General features: G+C 44.5%; 1 protein-coding gene. It reads right to left on the reverse strand.

What is annotated here, in order from left to right:
- Window positions 1-203: 203 nt before the first annotated feature.
- A complete protein-coding gene (gene rpoD / locus RMO52_RS23465) occupies window positions 204-1,346 on the reverse strand; it encodes an RNA polymerase sigma factor RpoD (RefSeq protein WP_309745174.1) in 1,143 nt (380 codons plus the stop codon).
- Window positions 1,347-2,080: the final 734 nt, after the last annotated feature.

Consider the following 2,080-nt stretch of genomic DNA (forward strand, 5'->3'; position numbering starts at 1 on the left):
TTTTTCAGGGGGGCTAGCGACCCAAATCACGCCGAGGTTCCCGATCCATGGCTTTGGGTCAGCGATTCGCGCACGCCTTTATTTCCCGACAGTTTGCGAGTGCTAATTTATACTTTTCAAACATCCTCTTAGGAGTTAAGACAGCTTTACTCATGGTAATAGATCGAGAAAACGATCGCTGTAAATAAGGCGCTCGATCTTAATTAACGGATATATTCTTTGAGAATACTATTCCGATTTGGATGGCGAAGTTTGCGTAAAGCTTTAGCTTCAATTTGGCGAATGCGTTCGCGGGTGACATTAAAGATCTGACCGATTTCTTCTAATGTCTTCATCCGACCATCATCCAAACCATAGCGCAAGCGTAAAACATCGCGTTCGCGGGGACTTAAGGTATCGAGTACCCCTTCAAGATCTTCGCGGAGCAAACTCTTGGATACTTGATCTTCGGGCATCTCGCCATCAGCTTCAATAAAGTCACCGAGTCGGGAGTCTTCTTCCTTCCCAATTGGTGTTTCTAGCGAGATCGGTAACTGAGCAGATTTAGCAATAAATCGCAGTTTTTCGATCGTCATTTCCATCCGTGTGGCAATTTCTTCCTCAGTGGGTTTGCGACCCATTTCTTGAGAGAGTAACTTAGTAGTTTTCTTAATCCGCGAAATAGTCTCATATAAGTGGACTGGCAGGCGAATCGTCCGCGATTGATCGGCAATAGCGCGGGTAATTGCTTGGCGAATCCACCAAGTTGCATAAGTCGAGAATTTATAACCTTTTTCGTGGTCGAATTTTTCAGCAGCGCGGATCAAACCCAAACTACCTTCTTGAATCAGATCCTGGAACGAGAGACCGCGATTCATATATTTTTTGGCGATCGAAACTACCAACCGGAGGTTCGACTGTACCATCTTATCTTTAGCACGTCTGCCCAAAAATAAGCGGTGGCGGAACTGCTGGAGTGGCATCGCGGCAACTGCTGCCCATTCACGATCGTGCGGTTCGCGATCCAATTCATTGAGCAGCTTTTCACGCATCCGCTCCAATTCTAGGAGATCGGCAATTTTCCGAGCTAGTTCGATTTCTTCATCGGCGCGGAGCAGGCGAATGCGACCGATTTCCTGTAAATATAGGCGAATCGAGTCTTCAGTAAACTGTTTTTTCTTGGCTTGAACGCGACGGCGGGAGGCTTTTACCTTCCCCAGCTTCCCATCCTCGTCTTCGACATCCGACTCACCATCAGATTCAGCAGTAAAATCGTCTGCATCGACATCTTCGTCGAGTAGTAGTTCTAACTCGCTGTCGGCGTCTTTGGTAGCGATCGTTGCGAGCATGTCTTTAGTCTGGGTCATGTGTGGGGCCTCTTACTGCTAATTTTTGGAACTAATAACTAATATAAATACGATATTTTAGCTGGAAATCGTGCAACCTGCATATATTTAACAATCTAGTCAGTTAGCGGTTCTGGGCGATCGATTGCCAAGATTGAAACGCGACAAGTAACTGTATTGAAAGAGGATTGTTCGGAACTAATTCCGCTCAAATATTAATCTCAAACAGCCAATAATTAATTGTCTTCGACTGAGACGATACCCACAATCGGGGAAAGCCCTTTTGATTGTAGCTCTTATTAAAATTTCTGCCAGTTTGATATGTTAATTAACATATCAATTTCTGGAGACTTCACTCTCATAACTACAACTGACTACTTGTTACTTCAAAGCAGATATTTACCGCAAGCGATAGCCCTTTGACATAACGTTGGCAACGTCCTGACAACAATCGACACCAGCGTTACTACTATTCCCGATCGAACAATGCTTACTCATTTTTGTGAATGATTTGTCAACTTTGTTACAAAGATTTAACTATGAGATGCGATCGATAAATCGCTCTCGTCATGGCATTTGCCAAGGCAAAGCATTTATCCGAGCAGCAGCGTTCAGTCTCATCAAGAGCAGCCTGAGAAATAATTCTGCGCTCTCAATCCACAGTCTAACTGTTTAGTTTCACTTTGCCCACCCAATTTCACGCGACAATCGTGCGTTAATTTGCTGAAGTTCGTAGTATTTGAGCGATATCCACT

Source organism: Chamaesiphon sp. OTE_8_metabat_110 (genome assembly GCF_031382685.1).
Lineage (GTDB): Bacteria > Cyanobacteriota > Cyanobacteriia > Cyanobacteriales > Chamaesiphonaceae > Chamaesiphon.

Bases quoted from the DNA above. Each gene is read 5' to 3' on its own strand.
- rpoD (WP_309745174.1), bottom strand. From the start codon at position 1,346: ATGACCCAGACTAAAGACATGCTCGCAACGATCGCTACCAAAGACGCC.